13 protein-coding genes are annotated in these 21,107 nt (G+C 47.2%); 5 read left to right on the top strand and 8 right to left on the bottom strand.

Annotation, left to right across the window (positions count from 1 at the left end; translation table 11 throughout):
* Window position 1: 1 nt before the first annotated feature.
* The 5 genes from ESB13_RS13395 to ESB13_RS13415 form a co-directional block, all read right to left on the bottom strand.
* Window positions 2-2,533 (bottom strand): zinc-dependent metalloprotease, encoded by a 2,532-nt coding sequence (locus ESB13_RS13395; protein ID WP_220399674.1) that lies wholly within the window; start codon window positions 2,531-2,533, stop codon window positions 2-4.
* A 38-nt stretch (window positions 2,534-2,571) separates the two neighbouring features.
* Window positions 2,572-3,987, bottom strand: coding sequence for a RagB/SusD family nutrient uptake outer membrane protein (locus ESB13_RS13400; protein ID WP_129004091.1), 1,416 nt, complete (start codon window positions 3,985-3,987; stop codon window positions 2,572-2,574).
* 9 nt (window positions 3,988-3,996) lie between these two features.
* Window positions 3,997-7,428 carry a SusC/RagA family TonB-linked outer membrane protein gene (locus tag ESB13_RS13405; protein ID WP_129004093.1) on the bottom strand — a complete coding sequence of 1,144 codons (3,432 nt, stop codon included), beginning with the start codon at window positions 7,426-7,428 and terminating at the stop codon, window positions 3,997-3,999.
* A gap of 102 nt (window positions 7,429-7,530) precedes the next feature.
* The gene (locus ESB13_RS13410; protein ID WP_129004095.1) at window positions 7,531-8,721 is read right to left on the bottom strand and encodes a FecR family protein; all 1,191 of its coding nucleotides are present in this window, start codon (window positions 8,719-8,721) and stop codon (window positions 7,531-7,533) included.
* Between the two features lie 54 nt (window positions 8,722-8,775).
* Window positions 8,776-9,372, bottom strand: coding sequence for an RNA polymerase sigma factor (locus ESB13_RS13415; protein WP_129004097.1), 597 nt, complete (start codon window positions 9,370-9,372; stop codon window positions 8,776-8,778).
* A gap of 385 nt (window positions 9,373-9,757) precedes the next feature.
* Here ESB13_RS13415 and ESB13_RS13420 point away from each other — a divergent pair, with 385 nt between their 5' ends.
* The 5 genes from ESB13_RS13420 (at window position 9,758) to ESB13_RS13440 (ending at window position 16,701) form a co-directional block, all read left to right on the top strand.
* Complete coding sequence (locus ESB13_RS13420; protein WP_129004099.1) at window positions 9,758-10,582, top strand: hypothetical protein; 825 nt, start codon at window positions 9,758-9,760, stop codon at window positions 10,580-10,582.
* Between the two features lie 134 nt (window positions 10,583-10,716).
* Complete coding sequence (locus tag ESB13_RS13425) at window positions 10,717-12,831, top strand: alpha-glucuronidase family glycosyl hydrolase (RefSeq protein ID WP_129004101.1); 2,115 nt, start codon at window positions 10,717-10,719, stop codon at window positions 12,829-12,831.
* 43 nt (window positions 12,832-12,874) lie between these two features.
* Entirely contained in the window at window positions 12,875-13,972 is a 1,098-nt protein-coding gene (locus ESB13_RS13430) for a glycoside hydrolase family 43 protein (RefSeq protein WP_246022536.1), read from the top strand.
* A gap of 172 nt (window positions 13,973-14,144) precedes the next feature.
* Window positions 14,145-16,157, top strand: a complete 2,013-nt coding sequence (locus ESB13_RS13435; protein ID WP_129004999.1) for a sialate O-acetylesterase — start codon at window positions 14,145-14,147, stop codon at window positions 16,155-16,157.
* Window positions 16,158-16,329: 172 nt separating this feature from the next.
* Window positions 16,330-16,701 carry an HIT family protein gene (locus ESB13_RS13440; protein ID WP_220399675.1) on the top strand — a complete coding sequence of 124 codons (372 nt, stop codon included), beginning with the start codon at window positions 16,330-16,332 and terminating at the stop codon, window positions 16,699-16,701.
* 140 nt (window positions 16,702-16,841) lie between these two features.
* Here ESB13_RS13440 and ESB13_RS13445 read toward each other — a convergent pair whose 3' ends face one another.
* From ESB13_RS13445 to ESB13_RS13455, 3 genes are read right to left on the bottom strand one after another with little or no spacing between them, the layout of a single operon-like run.
* Entirely contained in the window at window positions 16,842-17,981 is a 1,140-nt protein-coding gene (locus tag ESB13_RS13445) for a TlpA disulfide reductase family protein (protein WP_129004106.1), read from the bottom strand.
* Between the two features lie 27 nt (window positions 17,982-18,008).
* The gene (locus ESB13_RS13450) at window positions 18,009-19,613 is read right to left on the bottom strand and encodes a S41 family peptidase (RefSeq protein ID WP_129004107.1); all 1,605 of its coding nucleotides are present in this window, start codon (window positions 19,611-19,613) and stop codon (window positions 18,009-18,011) included.
* Window positions 19,614-21,086 carry a TlpA family protein disulfide reductase gene (locus tag ESB13_RS13455; RefSeq protein WP_129004109.1) on the bottom strand — a complete coding sequence of 491 codons (1,473 nt, stop codon included), beginning with the start codon at window positions 21,084-21,086 and terminating at the stop codon, window positions 19,614-19,616.
* Window positions 21,087-21,107 lie beyond the last annotated feature (21 nt).

The raw sequence follows: 21,107 nt of genomic DNA on the forward strand, positions 1-21,107 counted from the left end.
CTTATTTGTTCTTATTTTCAAAAAACTGATTGACACCATACAGGATATACTGCAGATGTTGCCTGCTTATTGTATCCTTCGTGCCCGGAATGGCGGCCACTATCATCTTCTGTACTTTTTCCAGGTGCACTTTAGCCAGGAATTTCATATCGGAGTTCATCATCTGCTGTGCAGACATAGAAGCGATGAGGCCAGCTATGCCGCCCTTTACCGCATTTGCATCTATCAATCCTTTCAGGTTCTCGACATAAGCACGTTGCAGTTTCCTCCTGTAAAAATCAATTGGCTTGCCGCTGCGCAACTCTGTCCATAAAGCAGCTTCAATATCAGACAGCAACTCTTCGGGGGTGTACATACCCGGATCGCGGAAACGGTTCACCTGTTCTTCAAGCCTGGTAAGCCTGCCTCCCGACATCATGAGCATTAGCATTGTCGTTTGACTTTCCGACAACGGATCGCCCAGGGCCGGGTTGTTGATCCTGTTCAGGATAGAAGTATCCAGCAGCCAGGTTTGGGTTTCCAAAACATGCCTGCACAGGAAAGCCACAGCTTCTTTCTGAACCAGGCGCGGCGTATACGTATAAATAGCGCCCGCCTGATCTACGCTTTTTGCAGTTTGCGGAACGCCAGCCAGGTTCTTTAAAACATGTCCGAGGTAACGGTCGCGCTGATTCAGAACACTCTTGTACATTTCAGTAAGATTGGTATAATCATCACCGTCTTTCTCACGCGTCCATTCTATCAAATGGGGTACAATACGCTTCAGGTTCTTCATACCGTACTCGCCAGCTTTCATACTGTTGTCGCCGAGGTCTTCGGACTGAGAACGCGGATCGTAATCTTTACCTTCTCCGCTGAACCATAAGCGGGGGTTTACACTTAAACTATCTTTGATCCATTTGTTAAGTACAGGCAATTCCTCTTTACCTGTTGCCGCATCGGGAATAGGCGTGTATCCCCATTGTATCGCCCATTTATCGTAATCATTGATGCGGGGAAAGATACCGGCATGGCCAATATTATCTTCCGGCTGTGCTACATAGTTAAAACGTGCATAGTCCATGATAGAGGCTGTATGTCCATGTTCTTCGACCCAGGCTTTATCGCGCAGCTTTTCAACAGGCGTGGCACTGCTGGCGCCCATGTTATGACGTAAGCCCAGTGTATGTCCTATTTCATGAGAAGAAACAAAACGGATCAGTTGCCCCATCAAGGTATCGTCGAACACCATCTTACGTGCTCCCGGATCAATAGCAGCGGCCTGTGTCATATACCAATCGTGCACCAGCTTCATCACATTATGGTACCAGCCCACATGGCTCTCGATGATCTCGCCGCTGCGCGGATCGGCCACATTAGGCCCATATGCATTTTCTATCGTTGCGGCATAATAGCGGATTACGGAGAAGCGTGCATCTTCCAGGCTCATTGTTGTATCGTTCTCAGGCCATTCTTTACCGGAGATCGCATTTTTGAAGCCTGCACGTTCAAAAGCCTTACTCCAGTCGTTGATACCGGCAATGAGATATGGGCGCCATTTTTTTGGCGTTGCGGGATCGATATAGTAGACAATGGGCTTTGCCGGTTCTACCAGTTCTCCGCGTTTCCATTTTTCCAGATCTTCTGCGCGGGGCTCGAGCCGCCAGCGATGAATATAAGTTTCCGTTTCCGCTTTCTGCTGGTCGTCGCCAAACAGGTTATAGTCGCTTGCAAAGTAACCTACGCGATAATCGAAATAACGTTTCTTCATCGGTGTTTTCGGGAGCAGGATGAAAGAGTTATTCAATTCCAGCGTAACGGCCCCTGCGGCGCTGATGCCCGGCAGCCCTGCCCTTTCAGCGGGTGGAGCTCCCTGGTAAGTTTTAATGGAACGCACCTCCGTATTGATGGGAAAGGAACGCACACTTGAAATATAGCTTCTGTCGGCAGCCAGCATTGTAAGGCTGTAAGCGCGCTTGGCTGCGGGCGTAAATGCCAGCACCACATTATCGCCTTTCAGGAAATCGGTAACATCTATTACAACCCCGTTATCATCCTTACCTTTTGCTTTTATATCGAAAGCGGCGGCGATAGGATAAAGATTTGAGTTCTCGACTGCTTTATAGATCTGGTTAGTAGAGTCGGCAGTACTGATAAGGGTGATGATACGCAGGAAGACGTTATTGGCAGGCCCTTTCTCCCAGCGGACCACCTGTTCATTCAGCTCCTCACCACCAAAATTACCTGCACCCGGTGTGGATTTACTCAAGCGGGTAACTACCAGGATATCGCGTCCCAGGATACTATCTGCCAGCTCAAACAAATACTTAGAGTCTAACTGGTGAACAGTGAACAAGCCTTTTTGAGTAACGGCCTTTGAGGTAACGACCTCTTTATAAGGTTTTACTGCACTCTTTACAGAATCGGGCTTTACTACCACTACCGGCGTTGCGGCCTTTGTTGTTGTTTTTTTTCCTTTCAGAACAGCACAGGATGCGGCCAGCAGCGGCAATACTGCCACTGCCGCCATCCCACGATAAGAGCGGTTTTTCATGAATCCTTTATACATCGTTATTAAATAAATGGTATGTTTTAATTTCTGTAACCCAGGTTCTGCGTGAGGTTGGGATTGGCATCCCTGGAGGCCTGCGGAATGGGATATAATGCATCGGTTGACTGCCAGGATGAAGGTTTGAGCGCTTTCATGACTGCATCTATTTCGCCGGTACGTTTTAGCGTAAACCAGCGGTGGCCAAGCTCACAGAAAAACTCTCTCCTGTTCTCCTTTCCAATTTCATCGAGCAATACAGTATTATCTGCAGAAGTAATAGCTGATAATCCGGCTCTGCTTCGCACAACATTCAGATCATCTGCGGCACCGCTTTTAGCACTTCTTGCGCGTGCTTCGGCGCGGATAAGGTACTGTTCGCTCAAACGCAGCACAACAGGATATTCTGTAACGCCGGCAGCTACTGCCAGCGCATTTGTGCGATACTTGTACTTGAAAGCAAACTGGTACGACTGTCCACCTACCACTGTATCTTTTACCCATTTACGGCGTGCATCATTGGCGGCGAACTGGGCCCATAATGCAGGTTGCAATTTGAATGTAATACTGGCTGCCGTATAAGAAGCGGGCAGCAACGTTCCTGTTTCCGCAACATAAACGTTATTAGCACTTAATGCAGGACCGAACTGAAAGATCGTTTCCTTGCTATCTTTTACAAACACACCTGTGCCGATGGATGCGGTTGGAATGAGATTATAAAGGGTTTTATTGTCGAGTACGAGTGTTGCGTTTTCGATAGCAGCTTCATAATTGCCGGTGAACAAATAAACTCTTGCCAGTAAGGCAGCGGCTGCGTACTTATTGGGCGCGAGGCGACTTCCTGAACTGGTTGAATAGTCGGTACCCAAATCGTCACGCGCCTGGATAAGGTCGCTGATAATTATTTTATACACATCGGCGGCGGCAGTACGCGGCAGGTAGGCCGACACATTGGGATCGGTCATTGTAACCAGGGGCACATCGCCGAAGATATTCACCAGGTAAAAAAATGAGTAAGCACGCAGGAAGCGCGTTTCGGCCAGCAACTGCTTTTTTACAGCGGCGCTGGTGCCTTCGATGGTTGTGAGTCCCTCTATAATACTATTAGCTTTGTATATAGCAGCATAGAAATCTGTGAAGAAACTATTGGAAGCTGAAGTTAATGTAGGATCCTGCTCATTTGCGTATAGGTCGGTATAAGGTGAAGCCACGCCCAAATACTGCATCTCATCGGCGGCGACAGCATTGTAGATTGTAAGGCCGGTATTTTGTGATAAACTTTGTGATAGCGTTGAATATAGACCGCTCACAGCAGCTTTGGCTGTGCGGTCTGATTTATATACCAACGCTGCTGAAGTTTCATTAACCGGCGGATCAATTTCCACGAGTTTAGAGCAACCTGTTACGGCTACTATTGCCGCGACCATCGTAGTCTTTAGAAATATATTAGATCTGAACATATAAGCAGTTTAGAATGTGATTTGAATACCTGTAGAAAAGGTTCTCAAAGGTGGTGTTCCAACGGAAGCAGATTCAGGATCATACCCCTGGTAACCGGTAAAGGTCAACAGGTTTTGTCCCTGTACATATACACGCACCTGCTGCATTTTGGCTTTGGCTGCGATTTTAGCAGGAATGGTATAAGAAAGGCTTACATTTTTGAGCCTTACAAAGGAACCGTCTACAACCGATGCGTCAGAGCCTGTATAGTTGGTATAAGCCAGATAAGCATTCCTTGCTTCTACGGGCGTTCTTCCAAGAGCAGTAACGAGTTTGGCGGGGTTGCCCAATGCCAGGTAGTCGTGCATTACCTGTGCAGACGCGTTATAGTCATATCCCGGCGGATAGAAGGACGAAGCCAGCAAGCTGCGCACTTTACGATTCACGAACTGGAACATTACATCCAATGACACGCCCTTGTAGGAAAAGCTGTTATTCAATCCTCCATAAAATTTAGGCAGTTGAGAACCTACGAGGTAACGATCGCCCCGACCGGTAGCTGCAAATCCTGTAGAGATGCTATTGTCCTTGTTAAAGTCTTCAAATGTTGGCAGCCCTGTCGTTTCGCTGATACCGGTGTACTTATACATATAATAAGCAGAGATAGGATTACCCACGACATAAGAAGTATAATAGCTACTCTTTTCGATATTGGGGAACGATACCATTTTATTATCCAGGAAGCTGATATTAAAGGAGCTGTTCCAGTTAAATGTTTTCGTTTTAATGTTGGTGGTGTTCAGGCTAAATTCCCATCCTTTATTCTGCACCAGTGCGGGCAGATTAGATTGGAATGAGGTAAACCCGGCCTGCGCGCTGATGCTCTGGTTGATCAGCTGATTATCGGTACGGTTCCTGAAATACACAGCAGACAACAGGATCCTGTCATTAAGCACACCTGCTTCCAATGCAAACTCCATTTTCTTAGTACGCTCCCAAGCCGTAAGATTATTGGCTATTCTTGCGGGGATCAACCCTGCATTTCCGTTGTAAACATAACTGTTGGTGCTATAAGTTTGCAGATAGCTGTAATTGGCAATGTTGTCATTACCGGTCCAGCCATAACTTGCGCGCAGTTTACCGAAACTTAGCCATGGCAGCATGTTGCGGACAGCCTTTTCTTCCGTAAAGATCCAGCCTGCTCCCAGGGAAGAGAAATTACCGAATTTCCTACCGGGCCCAAAGCGGGACGAGCCATCTCTTCTTACAACCAGGTTCAGTAAATATTTATTCTGGAGGTTATAGTTGAGGCGACCAAACAAAGATGCGTATTTATAATCCTGAGACCCGGTGGTGACAGAAATTGTTGTTGCGGAGTTTGGATTTGAAAGTGCGTCATCGGAAGGGAAACCTGATGCCAGCATATAATAGGGCATGCGTGATTTCCGGTATTGCCATGTACCTCCTACCAATGCTTCGAGCGTACCTTTCCATACCGGGCGTTTATAGGTTAGTTGTGGTTCTACGATATAGTTATGGGTTACATTATAAGAATAACTTGCAGATGCGGTATTTGTAGACACACTTGGGTCTTGCGCGGACATAGGGCGTTTGGCCGTTTGTTCCATATCCAGCCTGTTAAAACCTACGCTTGTTTTAAAGTCGAGTCCTTTTAAAAGCGTGTATTTCACATTGACATTAGCCATGAGGTTAGAGGTCCGGTTGTCATTTGCTATATTCAGGTAGCCAAGCGGATTGGCTTTACCCGAACCATCGAGCCAGTACAGGCTTCCATCGGCATTGTATAAGGGATAGTTTGGAGGCAGGCTATACGCCCATGTAGCGAGGTCGGTAGTAGAGATATTATTCTTATCGGCCAGGTACATGACGCTGGCACCTATTGCCAGTTTACGGTCGGGCGACATATGATTGACGCTGAGTTTTGCCGACATACGTTTATAACCCTGTGCGCCGGGATAAATATTCGTTTCATCGTGATAAGTGCCGCTCAACAGGAAGTTGGAATAGTCGGTGCCACCTGATACACCTGCTGTTGCTTCTGTTGTGCGGGCGGTATTACCCAGGAACAATTTCTGGAAATCGGTATAGCCGTTCTGATCCCATACGAGCAGGTCTGGTGCGGTTGCAGCAGTAGGCGTTTGTCCCCAGTTGGAGAACCCCTGTTTACGTAAAGCGAGATATTCCTCTGTACCTAACAGGTCTACAAACTTCGCCACATTAGACCAGGCGGTATTCACGTTCATATTGAGCTTTGTTTTTCCTGCCTTCCCTTTTTTGGTTGTAATCAATACTACACCATTGGCGCCGCGGGAACCGTAAATAGCTGTAGCATCTGCATCTTTCAATACTTCTATGCTTTCTATATCGGCGGGATTGATGCTGTTAAGCGGGCTGGTATTTCCTTCAGCGGAAGGCAATACGGGTGTTGAGGTGCTGTTAGGATTGGCTCTCGACTGCACGTTAATAGGTTCTGCAACAAAAGGAATACCATCTACAACATACAATGGCAATACGCCCATGGTCAATGAATTCAATCCACGGATCTGTACGTTAAAGCCGGCACCTGGCAAGCCATTGCTCTGGTTAATGAATACACCAGGCATGCGTCCCTGCAAGGCCTGAAGCACGTTGGTAACAGGTTGTTTTGCAATTTCATCGCTACTCACTTTTACGATGTTACCGGTATTATATCTTCTTGAGGTGGTGCCATAAGCCATTACTACAGTTTCATCGAGCTGATTGGCTGACGCTGCGAGGTAGATAGCGCCGAGGTTCGCCTTGTTAACGGAAAGTTCTCTGGTAGTGAAGCCAACATATGAAATAATCAGTATGTCGCCTATATTGGCTCTGATACTAAAACGCCCGTTATTGTCGGTGGCAACGGCTCTTGTAGTACCTTTTACTGTTATATTGGCTCCGCTCAATGGAGCCGCGCCATCTTCCCTTAACAAGAAGCCTGTGACATCGGCAGGCGGCGGAGGCGTTGCTGCCATCACATAGGCAGCAGCTTCCAGCGGCATTGCTTTTACCGGTTTAGGAGACAAAATGATGGTTTGTTCTTCTATTTCGTATTGCAATGACTGGTTGCGGAAAAGCAGCTCCAGGAAATCTTTCAAGGGCATCTTTTCAGCAGACAAGGTTACCAGTTTTGCTTCTTTGAGCAATTTCTTATTACCGATCACCAGGTAACCGGTTTGCGTTTTAATTTCGGAAAACGCAGCTTCCAGAGATACATTTTTCCCTTTAAAACTGACGACCTGCGATACCCCTTTTGCGCTTACGTGCAGGGTTGCCAGGATTACCAATACAGCAGTTAGTTTCATAACGCGCATCATTTGGATGACGAACCGGTTTCCTGCGCTGGGGTAAACACCCTTAAGCTCCTGCCTGCCAGGAGTAGCGGCATGGGAAGACCGGTTACAAGGAATTCGAAATAGCATACCTTTGTAACAGTTTTGGTTAATTAATAAGCACTCTTGCGTGACTATATTTAGAGATTAGCCAACTAAATTGCCGTTCCGGTCGCGAGCCGGAGCGGTTTTTTATGATGGCATCACCACAAGTTTCCTTTGTCCATCCATTCTGAATTTAACGCCTGTTTTCTCCAGCATTTTCAATGCCTGTGACAGGTTTAGGTTGGTTCCCATTTCTCCAAAGAATTCTATGTCGGGAATGTCTTTCTCATAAACAACTTCTATATCATACCAACGTGATAACTGGCGCATTACATCGGCCAGCTTTCGGTCCTGGAAATCGAATATGCCATTTTTCCATGCAATTACCTGGCGGGTATTTACATGTTGCAATACCTGTATCGGTTTTCCTGTAACCACCTGTGCCTGTTGTCCCGGTTGCAGCAAACTGTTAGCCGCAGCGGCTTTCACGCGCACAGTCCCCGAAAGTAAGGTAGTCGTTTGCCCCGGTTCATCGTGATAAGCATTGATATTGAAAGAAGTGCCAAGCACCTCTACAGCACTTTCTTTATTGACAGATACAATAAAAGGCATTCTACCATTTGCAGCTACTTCAAAATAAGCTTCACCGCTTAATTCCACCATCCTTTGCGCGCCGTGAAATGCTGTAGGATAACGCAATGATGAAGCTGCATTCAGCCATACTGTTGTACCATCGGGCAATTGCACCCGGTACTTACCGCCCCTGGGTGTAGTAAGCGTATTATAAGTAATGACGTTTGCAGCGGCGTCTTTCGCGGCTGCTTCCTGGTAGCTCAACTGCCCATTCTGTTGCCTGATAGATGCGGCGCCTGCACGGTCATCGATCAGCATATTACCTTTTTCATCCAGCAGTACGGCAGAGCCGTCAGCAAGTGTAAGCGTTGCCCTGTCGCTACCCGGATGAAGATCGTGCCGGAGTGAAGCTACTCCTGTCAACCCTTTATTTGCCTGTTTCGTATTCAGCTGGTAAATGCCGGCTACCGCCAGCAACAAAACAGCAGCAGCCACTGTGGCATACCAGGTACGCCTTATACGCCTTATCCTGGCCTGGGCGGCAGCACGCATGATGCCGGCAAAAACAATCTCCCCGCGTCCCGGATCTGACAATCCACGGTAAGCAGCATTACCCAGCGTTTCCTGTAGTGAATGCTCCAGCGCTGCTGTTTGCTCCGCTTCCGGCAATAATGCCAGGAACTGCCGGGTTTCTTCAACAGACAATGTACCGTTGAGGTAACGGCGCAAGAGTAACGCGAATATTTGAGGATCAGAATGACTCATCTGCCAGTAAAGACACACCCGGAAGCGCCAGGTATGAGTGTGAAACAAAAAAAATTACAAGAAATGCGATAACAGCGCTATAAGTCCGACCGCATCACCTGAATGCGATTTAAGGAATTCTCTCAAGGCATATAAAGCTTTGCTCATATGCGTTTTTACCGTACTTACCGAAATACCCAGGGCTGCGGCAATTTCGTCCTGGTTCATGCCCTGCTGCCGGCTCATGCGGTATACCGCCTGTTGTTGGGGTGACAATAAAGCAATTCCCCGTTCTACAAGTTCACCCACCTGCCTGTTTTGTACGTACTGTTCGGGATTATCATCAGCGGCAAAGTAGGCCAGTACCTGCTCGCGAAAGGGCACTTCATACACCTTCTTTCGCAGCTGGTTCAGGATATGATTCCGCGCGACGATAAACAAGTAATTCGAGAAAGAAGCTACCCCATCCAGTTTCTCACGTCCTATCCAGATCTTGAGGAAAATATCCTGGACCAGTTCTTCCGATAGCGTATCTGACTTGGTAAATGTAAAAGCAACGGTATAGATATGATCCCAATACTGGTGAAACAGCGTGCGGAACGCAGCTTCATCTCCTTTCACCACGCGGTTCAACAACTGCGGGTCGGTATCAAAAAGATCATCAGACAGCATTAGTTTTCATTCATTCAACCCGCAATATCGTTCAGATTATTGTAAAAGCCTGCCTTTCAGTGCATTTTAACCCGGTTGGCCTTTCAACCGCCGGCATTTGCCGGCTACCCGGGTTATTTGTCTTTTGCTGAGAAAGAAGAACCCTAATGGAACGGAAGAATTGCGGGATATCTTTCGCAGGGACAGGCCCGTCAGCCCCCTGTGGGGAGCAAGTGCGATGCAAGTGCGATACAAGTGCGATGTAAGTGCGATGCAGGAGCGGTTATAGTAGCTTTACGGAAGCATTATGGGATACCGACAGTTTATCCCAAAAAGGCGCCTTACGGCGTAAGCAGCCGTTCTAAAATGTATATTGAGGCACTAAACCTTTTAAAAACCTCTAACCATGGCAACCCAGGACGGCCCTTTCATACTAAGCGGACAAGTATGCGGTTTGATCTTTTATTCAGACAAAGGGAAACAGTATGTACGACGAAAGCCAACGCATGTAAACCAGTCGGAAGCTACCCGTGAGAGCAGCGGTGATTTCAGAACCGCCAATAATGCCGCCTCCATGATACATAGCGCTTTCAAGCCAATGAGTTCAGGAGTTTCGGATAAGGGGCTTTACGACCGTATCAGGAAAACAGCGCTGGATATACTTTACCATACCTCACCGGGAGTACGGGGCAACAGGCTTCTTACGGACGGGAATATTGCCTGTTTTACAGCGATTGAACTAAATAAAGGCGCGTTATTCAGTAAGCTTACCAGCCTTTCCCCGGAGATCACAATTAATCCTGCAGCGGACTTCAGCGTGCGGATTCCTTCGATGACGCCTGCGGCATGTTTTAATCCTCCTCCCAATGCGGTAACTGCAGTGTTGCAATTCCGCTGTTGCGTCTTTCATTTTGACCAAAAACAAAGTGCATTTAAGCAATCGCAGCCGTTGCCGATATCACTGACAGCGTCTTCTTTTCCCGGCGCCGAGTTCAGTTTTCCTATGAAAGGCGCTGAGAACAGTGTCCTGATCGTTGCAGCCGCTATTCATTTCCTACATAAAGAGGGGTATAAGATAGGTGACCATCAACATCTCGCCGGCAAATTCCTGAAAGCGGTTACTATCGCAGATGGCCAGATCATTACCTGGCATGCGCCATCATCATTGCCTGTAGCCGTTACCGCCGCTAAACTTCCCGACAATTCGCTTCCGTGGCATGTAAATAGCTAATACCAGGGCCATTCAACTTGCGGGGGCGGTAGTGGGGGGCAGCCTGATCTTCAGAAATGAAACCGATTACATAATATTTCGGAAAAAGCACTTATCTTAGTCCCACTTTGCATATAAAGAAACCGATTGCACAAATGAAGGCCATTATTTTAATTTTGCTACTGGCAGCGACTGCCACCGCTTCTGTTAAAGCAGAAGACGGATACCGTCTCTGGCTCAGGTATGATCCGCTGCCCCAGACATCTGCATTGCTGTCCTCCCGGCAACAAATAACTACCTTCTTTATACAGGGCCAATCGCCCACCCTGGCGGTGCTAAGCCGGGAGCTGAGCACCGGCCTGTCCGGTTTGCTCAACAAGGAGATTACGATTACGCCTGCTGCTGCGACAGCAGATATTGTTATAAGCAAATCCAACAACGAGCGTCTGGGAACAGAAGGCTTTTCCATCATCACTTCCACAACAGGGCGCCGCCAGATCAGGATCTCAGCCAACACTGATGTTGGCCTCCTGTATGGCGCCTTTCATTTTCTCCGTTTACTGCAAACGGGCCACCCGACAAGTAATCTCAACATTACAAGTAAACCCGGGATCCGGCACAGGATACTGAATCACTGGGATAACCTCGACCGTTATGTTGAAAGGGGGTATGCCGGGATCTCTATTTTCAACTGGCATACTTTGCCAGGGTATATCGACAAACGTTATATCGATTATGCACGCGCCAATGCTTCTGTTGGCATCAACGGCACTGTGCTTACCAATGTAAATGCCAATGCTTATATACTAACGCCCGATTATCTTCTTAAAGTAAAAGCACTTGCAGATGCATTCCGGCCTTATGGTTTGAAGGTATATCTCACCGCCCGGTTTTCGGCTCCTATGGAGATGGGTGGATTGAAAACAGCTGATCCATTGGACGCTGATGTTAAAGCGTGGTGGAATAACAAGGCGAAAGAAATTTACCAGCTGATACCTGATTTCGGCGGATTTCTTGTAAAAGCCAATAGTGAAGGTCAGCCTGGTCCGCAGGACTACCAGCGGACGCATGCCGACGGCGCCAATATGCTTGCCGACGCGGTTGCGCCCTACAATGGTATCATCATGTGGCGCGCCTTCGTTTATAGTCATGAAACGCCGGAAGACAGGTTTAAGCAGGCCTACAATGAATTCAAACCACTTGACGGCCAGTTCAGGAAAAACGTGATGGTACAGGTGAAGAACGGGCCTATCGATTTCCAGCCGCGTGAGCCGTTTTCTCCTTTATTCGGCGCCATGCCGCAAACCCCTGTATTAATGGAATTCCAGTTAACGCAGGAATATCTTGGGCAAGGCACACACCTTGCCTACGAAGCGCCGCTTTTTAAAGAGGTGCTTGACGCAGATACTTATGCCAAAGGCAAGGGGTCTACGGTTGCAAAGGTTATTAACGGGAGCCTTTATGACCATCCTTTAACGGGTATTGCAGGCGTTGCCAATATTGGCAACGATATCAACTGGTGCAGTCATCCTTTTGCACAAGCCAACTGGTACGCACTTGGAAGACTGGCCTGGAATACGGCGCTTTCCAGTGAAACGATAGCAGAGGAATGGATAAAACAAACCTGGAGCAACAATAGTAAAGTAGTAGCCGTCTGCAAACAAATGATGCTGGATTCGCGCGAGACACTGGTTAACTATATGACACCGCTGGGGCTTCATCATATTATGGGCAACGGACATCATTACGGGCCGCTGCCCTGGGGCAAAAGCCTTCCGCGTGCCGACTGGAATCCCGTTTATTACCATCGTGCCGATAAAGCCGGCATTGGCTTCAACAGAACGGCAACAGGCAGCAATGCACTTGCACAGTACACGCCGGAAGCTGCGTTGCTTTGGAGAGACAGCACAACCTGTGATGAAAAATTCCTTTTATGGTTTCATCATATTTCCTGGCAACGCCCGATGCATTCGGGGCGCAGCCTTTGGGAAGAACTATGTTACAAATACAACGAAGGCGTAAGAGGTGTAAAAACAATGCAGCAGCAATGGAGCAGCCTGCAACAATATATCGATACAGAAAGATTCAGCCAGGTACAACAACTACTGACCATTCAATACAACGATGCGGTATGGTGGCGGGATGCATGTTTATCTTATTTCTCGGATATATCGGGACTGGCCATACCTGCCGGTTATGAACGGCCGGCGCAAACACTTGATCACTATAAAAGCCTTCAATTCCCTTATGCCCCAGGCAATGGAAAATAGTCAACAATATATTCAAAGAATACAATGCTTAAATAATAGTCACATGAAATCATTCAACACCCGTTTGTTTTTGGCCATCGGCGTATCTGCGATGTATAGTATAACGAGCTGCCAGGAATCATCTTCCGGCAACAACAGTTCAAAAGCAGAAAAGGCTGATAGCAGTAAAAAGACCTATCTCTCGCAGCCACTGGTAAATAACATCTACACAGCCGATCCGTCTGCACATGTATTCAATGGCCGTATTTATGTATATCCATCTCATGATACGGCGACAGGCATCCCTGAAGACGATCTTGGCAGTCACTTTGACATGAGAGACTTTCATGTGCTGTCTATGGATTCTGTTGGCGGTAAGGTTACCGATCATGGTGTAGCGCTGGATATTAAAAACATTCCATGGGCGGGCCGCCAGTTATGGGCGCCGGATGCCGCCTTTGCGAATAATACCTATTATCTCTTTTTCCCTGTTAAGGACAAACAGGATATCTTCCGCATTGGGGTAGCCACCAGCAAAACTCCTGAGGGACCATTCGTTGCGGCGCCGAATCCCATTAAAGGCAGCTACAGCATTGATCCCTGCGTATTTAAAGACGATGACGGCAAATTTTATATGTACTTTGGCGGTATCTGGGGTGGACAACTGCAACGCTGGAACAGCAACAACCAATATGATTCTACCAAAGGAAACCGTGGGGCCGAAGAACTTGCCATACTTCCAAGGGTAGCTCCTCTTACCAGCGACCTGCAAAACTTTGCGGCACCTGTTAAAGAGCTGAAACTTACAGATGAGAAGGGTAACCTCTTCAAAGAGAAAGATAACAGCAAACGTTTCTTTGAAGCCTCCTGGATGCACAAATACAATGGCAAATACTATTTCTCTTATTCCACCGGAGACACTCATAACATCTGCTATGCTACAGGTGACAGCCCTTATGGGCCATTCACGTACAGAGGTGTTATACTTAATCCTGTAGAAGGCTGGACCAGCCATCATTCCATTGTTGAAAAAGACGGGAAGTGGTACCTTTTTTACCACGATGTTCAGCTATCGGGCAAGACTTATTTACGTAATGTAAAAGTTACTGAGCTGCATTATAACAGCGATGGCACTATTCAAACCATCAACGCGGTAAAATAAAATCCCTCTGCGGAATTTTATTCGCAGCAAATGCTGAATAAGCACCCATTGCCCTATGCCTGCTGTTATTGCCGAGAACAATTTAACAGCAGGCTACTCCGGCATCCGGCAAACCGTTTGCCACCCATTAACCGGGAACACGATCATCAATGCAGTAACCGCTCTGATACATATGAAAAAGCTTACAAACCCAATACCGTTGCCAGCAGCCAGCGGTGAAACCTATAATAAGGGAAAGACTTTGTCGTTGGTTTCTATACCCGCGTATCTCTGCCTGCTATTATTTTCCTGCCTCACATTTTCTGCCGAAGGCAAGATCATATTGCCGCAACTGGTGCGCGACAGCATGATTCTGCAACGCAACCAGCCGCTTATCATCTGGGGCCGGGCGGATGCCGGAGAGAAAGTCACCATCCGGTTCAACGGACAAAAACTGTCTGCCCGCACAGGCGCAGACGGTAGCTGGAAGGTGACGATGAAACCTTTGCCTGCAGGCGGTCCCTACACCATGCAGATAGACGGCAGCAACCATATTGTATTAAAGGATATACTTGTTGGGGATGTATGGCTTTGTGCCGGGCAGTCGAACATGGTACACCAGCTACAGTTGCACAACGAATATTTTGCTGCCGATATCAAAGAAGCAAACTATCCTGCGATCAGACAATTCTGGGTGCCCAATGTCACCAACCTGCAGGAGCCACAGCGTGATCTGCCTTCCGGCTCCTGGAAAGCAGCCAATCCACAGGATGTGCTCCAATTTTCTGCGGTAGCGTATTTCTTTGCGAGAACCTTATATGAAAAGTATAAAGTACCTGTCGGCATCATCAACAGTAGTTGGGGAGGCACTCCTATTGCAGCATGGACAAGTGAGCAGGGCTTACAGGAACTACCCAACTGGCCATCCATCATTCAGCAGAATAAAGACACTGCTTACTTCTATAGCCGTAACCGGCAGGCCGCGGCATTTGAAGCAGCCAACCGTCACACGCCGAAATCGGACAAAGGACTGCAAGGCCCTGTTAAGTGGTACGACACGAACTATGTACCCAAGGGTTGGCGTAACATAAATGTACCGGGCTATTGGGAAGACCAGGGCGCCGTTAATCTCGATGGCGTTGTATGGTACCGGAAAGAAATAGAAGTTCCGCCGTCCATGACGGGCATACCCGCTAAAGTGTACCTGGGCAGAATCGTAGATGCAGATGAACTTTATGTAAATGGCGTGCGGGCTGGCATCACGTATTATCAATACCCGCAACGCCGTTACCAGTTGCCGGAAAACCTGCTGAAAGCAGGAAAGAATATCCTCACTGTACGCGTTACCAATAATGCCGGCAAAGGCGGGTTTGTACCTGATAAGCCCTATGCACTTGTAGCCGGAGATCAAAGTATTGACCTGAAAGGTTACTGGCAATATAAGGTGGGAGATATTTTTACACCTACGTATCCGCCTGTTGCAGGCGCGCTCGTTCAAAACCAGCCTACTGCGCTCTTTAACGCCATGGTAGCGCCCTTAACGAACTATGCCATCAAGGGCGTGGTCTGGTACCAGGGCGAAAGCGATATTTCCATCGCAAACGAATATAGCCGTTTACTCCCGGCACTCATTGCAGACTGGCGTAGGCAATGGCAGCGGCCGGAACTACCTTTCGTATATGCCCAGTTACCCGATTTCATGGCCGTATCTTATCTGCCTGTAGAAAGTAGCCTGGCGCTTCTTCGTGAGGCACAACTAAAAACGCTATCTGTTCCCAATACAGCCATGGCGGTAACAATGGGGCTGGGCGAATGGAACGATATTCATCCTGATAATAAGAAAGACGTAGGCATAAGGCTGGCCCTGGCGGCACGTAAGGTGGCTTACCAGGAAGACATCGTGTACAGCGGTCCTTTATTCCAATCCTCACAAAAGGAAGGGAACAAAATCGTGCTATCTTTTCTTCATGCCGGCAGCGGCTTAGTAACCAGTAATGATGAAGCGCCGGGCGCTTTTGCCATTGCCGGCGCCGACAAAAAATTCGTGTGGGCCAATGCCGTCATCCGGAACAACAAGGTGGAAGTATGGAGCGAAAAGATACCACAGCCCATGTATGTACGCTATGCCTGGGCCGACAGCCCGGACAATGCCAATCTCTGTAATAAAGAAGGTTTGCCCGCCTCCCCATTCCGGACAGACCAATAGGCACCAGAAAAACGGCCGATTTGGGAAGGATGACAAAACTCACCATGAAAGCAATAGAAAAAGCCGATCTTTCGCCTGTCAAACTGGATATTCGGAAATCTAAAAATAAAGAACTATGGCAACAGCTAATGCTTGCATGTATTGCGCAAAGGACCAGAGATTAACAGACGTCATGACTGAAATCTGTGAATTGGAAGCTTCCATTCTTTACCTGTTCAAAGAACAAACCTACCCTGGCCGTTGTGTAGTAGCCTACAAAAACGCTCATAAGGAAGAGATCTTTGAACTCAGCGATGCAGAAAGGGAATTGTTCACCAAAGACGTAGCGAGAGTAGCCAAGGCAGTAAAAACTGCTTTCAATGCGGGCAAGATCAACTATGGTGCTTACGGCGACAAAATGCCTCATATCCATTTCCATATTGTTCCCAAATACGAAGACAAACCGAAATGGGGCAGCACTTTCGACATGCAACCCGATGAGAAAGTATATCTCACTGAAGAAGGTTACGCAGAAATCGCCAATAAGATCAAAGCGAATCTTTAGATAGCGGATGGCAGATGACGGAATAGATGGATAAGATAGTAGATCATTCGTCACTGTGTATATAAAAAACCTAAAAAATAAAAAGCCGGAGATTTTTGTCTCCGGCTTTTTATTATACCTGATGGCAGGTAACGATTCCTTTATTTAATAACCTCTGCCAGTTTTTTATTCAGTTCTTCGCCGCGGAGGTATTTAGCAACGATCTTACCTTCGGGGTTGATGAGGAAGTTCATGGGAATAGCAGTGACGTCGTATAATTTAGCTGCTTCGTTTTCCCAGGCTTTGAGATCTGATACCTGCGTCCAGTCAAGGCCATCTTTTGCGATCGCTTCTACCCATTTGTCTTTATCGTTGGGTTTATCGAGGGATACACCCAATACGGTGAAACCTTTGTCTTTAAAGGCGTGGTAAGTTTTCACCAGGTTCGGGTTTTCGCGGCGGCAGGGTCCGCACCAGCTGGCCCAGAAATCAAGTAACACCCATTTGCCTCTGAAATCAGATAGTTTAACGGGTTTGCCGTTGACATCGTTCTGAGTAAAGTCGGGAGCAATAGCGCCTTCCTGTGTCAATTTCATTTTGAGGATGCGGGCCAGCAAGCTTTCTCCCAACTCAGACTTGCGCACTTTTTCGTCCAGGGCGAAGAAATCCTTTTCTGCCTGGATTGCGTTGAAATCCGGGGGCAAAGTAGAGTTAAACGCCATCAACGACATGTATTTGCCGGGGTTGGCTTTTGCGTATTTCATCTTGGCTTCTATGATCTCATTCTGAACAGCATTGGCACGTTTTTCCAGGTCGGCGATATAGGCGGCATTTTTCTGTTTTTCTTCGGGCTGCGCCTTATACTCATCATTTAATACCTGGTACTTGTCATAAATTGGTTTCAGCATCGCATTCACCTTTACGTTATCGTCGTTGGTAGGCGAGCCTTTGATCACAGCGTTTTTAATGGAGTCGGTTGCCGTTATCTGGATATTTTTATCTTCTATGAAGAAAGCCAGCACGTCTTTCTGAGGTCTCATCACAGGATTTTCAGGTTCGCGGTCGTGCAGCACCAAAATATTCGCTTCTTTTGGTGCTCCTACTTTTCCTTTAAAAGTAAACTGACCGTTACGGATATCGGCAGAGTCAACATGGTTTTCACCTTTTATCTTGTAATACAGGAAAGCCTTCGCCGGTGCATTCAGACTGCCCACTTTCGCTTTTATAACATACCCATCCTGGGCCAGCATAGCCAGGGGCGAACCCAAAGCTGCAATAGATAGAATTGTCCGGATATTCATACGTTGTGTCTCTGTTATAATAAATAATTATTTTTTGTTTTTTGCTGGTGCAGGCAAATAGGAGGAATACAATTTCTGGTCGGCCAATATTTCCAATGCCTTGCGATAGCTTTCGTTATCCGCGTTCAAAACCTGAACATAGTAGTTGTTACCTGCAAACAACTGGCTTGCTACCTGTCCTTTTATTTCCAGGGATAAGAGATCGCGGGTACGGCTTTCGATTCCTTTGCTAACGGGCATACCTGCTTTGGCAGCGCTGCCAATGACATAATCCACTACCTGTACAGGCACCTGGAATTTTGCCAGGAATACCGGGAAGCTAGACCAGTTGCGTTGTAATGTTTCCCTGCTGCTATCGATGAAATCGAACACAGCCCTACCTACAAATCCTGCAGCTCCTACGTTCTGCAACCAACCGTTATATTCAACTGTATCGATAGGCACGTATTTGTCGGGCATAATACCTCCGCCGCCATACACTGTACGCTTAGCTGTTAAGGTGGTGTACTTGAGCGAATCGGCGAAATGAATTACGTTCGCATTCATGAGTTCGCCACTGGCTAATCTTGTCACTACATTATCATCGTATTGTGCTCCATGATAAGGTTTTTGAATAGAGCGGCCCGAAGGCGTATAGTAGCGTGCTCCTGTTAGTTCGAGTACAGCTCCATCGGGAAGCGGAACAGGTTTCTGCATCAGCCCCTTTCCGAAGCTACGCCTGCCTACCAGTATGGCACGATCCCAGTCCTGTAAAGCACCTGCGAGGATTTCGCTGGCGGAGGCAGTGTTCTGATCTATCAACACTATGAGTTTGCCTGTCATAAACTGACCTGATCCGCTGGTATAGTAATAGTCCTTTCCTTTATCCTGGGGCATGCTATAAAAAACGAGCTGATCTTTCTGTAAAAACTCGTCGGCCACGCCGATGGCTGCTTCCACATATCCGCCGCCATTGCCCTGCAGGTCGAGGATCAGGTTTTGCATACCTGCTTTCTTCAGGTCTATCAAAGCTTTATCGATCTCGTTGCGGGTGGTAAGGTTAAAAATGCGGAGCGCGATATAACCAGTTTTATCATCTACCATATAGGCAGCCTTTACGGATCTATCGGGTATAGCGCCACGCTCTACTTCTACCGTAAGCGGCGCGTCAACAGACTTGCGATGTACAGTAAGCTTTACAACGGAGCCTTTTGTACCGCGCAGTTTTGTCATGATATCATAATTACTGAGTTGTTTGCCTGCGACGCTGGTGTCATTGACAGCAATGATGCGATCACCCGCCAACAGTCCACGTTTAGCGGCCGGTCCATCGGGTATCACCTGCGTTACATATACGCTATCATGCTCCATCACGTACTGGATACCGATGCCTGTAAAGCTACCGCTCATCGACTGCCTCATCTGCGATGATTCTTCGCGACTGAAGTAGCGCGAATGCGGGTCCAGTTGTTTCAGCATGCCGACGATAGCCGCATCCGTCAATGTTTCATCTTTCACAGAGTCGACATAATTCTCCTGGATTGCTTTCAGCGCTGCCGCCATCTTTTCTTTCGGATTCATCTGTGCTGCTGCAACATTCACCATACCGGTGAACATTGCAGCAGCCACTACCGCTTTTACTACAGTACTCATTTATTTTTCAGCTTTTAGCAGTTCAATAACATACGACAACTCATCCACCAGTTTGCTTGGGCTACCGGAATAACCTTCAGAAGAATAACGCATGATGCCGTCTTTTAAAACCACTTTACGGGGAATAGCGGATGACTTGAAAAACGGAACGAACGTTTTGAATACGACATCCTGTTCGCCATTCTCCTTATTCACGGCATCGTGAAGCAGGTTAAAACGGAAGCCCTGTGATTTCACGTATCCAACAGATTTATTCTTATAGTCGCCATTTTGCATAGTGCCTATTAAATAGATCCCAACTTCGCTGTCATTGGCGTATTTGTCGACCAGCATTTGCATACCAGGGAAAGCTGCGATGCAAGGTTTACACCAGGTAGCCCAGAAATCGATGACCACGATTTTGTTGCCCCATTCACTGGAACGCACCAGCTGCCCGTCTGCATTCTCCAGCGCAAAGGGTTTATATTCGTTGTTCGTAAGATGTTCTTTTACGTATGCTTCCATTGCCTTACGTTCATCATCCGACTTCAGAGAATTGATATAAGTGTCGTAGCCGTCAAGGTTCTTATGTTCTTCCTGGTAAATGGTTTTCAGTTTATTGAACATTGCCGGCGTAACTGTATTAGCCTTCACTGTTTTTTCCAGGAAAGGTTTCATTTCTGCTTTTTGCCCGAGTTTCTCCAGTATGTTGAGGTATATTTCGTTTAACTCAGCAGATCCGTAAGTACCTTTCGCCGACAAGTGCCTATAATAGGTTTTCGCTTCTGCATATTTACCTAAAGTGTTCAGCAACTGAATATGATTAGACAATTCGTTGTCCAACTGCTGATCGGCATTTTCCTGTGCTTTTTCTGGCGTAAACACACCTGATTCCAGATAAGAACCATCTTTTACTTTAGCGATGAGGTCTTTGATCACAGGAGTGCTTATGTTATAAAGAGAATCGTAGCTAACCATTTTGAACACGTAGGCGCGCATGATATTCCAGCGGTAGAGCTCATTTTCGGTTTTGAAGTTGAGGTCTTTCACCATCGACAAAAATTTGTCGAATTGTTTGGTATCGAAGTAGGCTGCACCCAGTGTACGATGCGTTGAATAATAAATGAATTCCTGGCGTGCGGGATTATTATTCCATTCTTTTAAAGGAAAAGCCTTCAGGAAGCTTTCGCAACGTGCGATCTGCTCTTCCGTTGTTCCTGGCCGCTGCGTGTGGGAAAAAGCTGCCATCCTGGCGAATGCGCCTTTAGGATCCTGTTTTATCAGCAACGCCTCGAGTTCTGCCGCTCTCTTCTCATCTTTCTTAACCCGATAGTATCGCACAAGCCCTTCCAGGTTTTCTTTCGAGATATCGTTTCTCTTTACCAGCTCTGCAGGATTTGCATCTTTATAGGCATCCTGGTTGAATTGGGCAAAGCCTGTTACTGCCAGGCCGAATAAGCATCCGGCCAGGAATCCAAATTTTCTAAGCATCATATATCTAAGCTTTAATTGGTG

It is taken from the genome of Filimonas effusa (genome assembly GCF_004118675.1).
Lineage (GTDB): Bacteria > Bacteroidota > Bacteroidia > Chitinophagales > Chitinophagaceae > Filimonas > Filimonas effusa.